Here is a 224-nt window from a genome sequence, read left to right on the forward strand (position 1 = left end):
ACGCTGTATTCGCCTTCGCTCAGTGGCGTCTCGGCGTCGACGCTGTAGGTGCCGTTCTCCACAGTCGCGGTGACGGTCTGCTCGTTGCCATCGCTGTCGGTGATGACCAGCGTGATGGTGCTGCCGTCTTCGGCATCGGTGGTGCCAACGATGGTCGGCGTGGTGTCGGAGGTCAGTGCCGGGGCATCGACAGTCAGCGCCGGCGCGCTTGCGTCGATCTCGCC

At 65.6% G+C, this 224-nt stretch carries 1 protein-coding gene; it reads right to left on the minus strand.

Annotated features, from left to right (window positions below; all coding sequences use genetic code 11):
- The coding region (locus tag QD280_RS17850; RefSeq protein WP_279840161.1) for an Ig-like domain-containing protein at positions 1-224 on the minus strand (224 nt) is incomplete at both ends.

This window comes from Cobetia sp. 1AS1 (assembly GCF_029846435.1).
Lineage (GTDB): Bacteria > Pseudomonadota > Gammaproteobacteria > Pseudomonadales > Halomonadaceae > Cobetia > Cobetia amphilecti.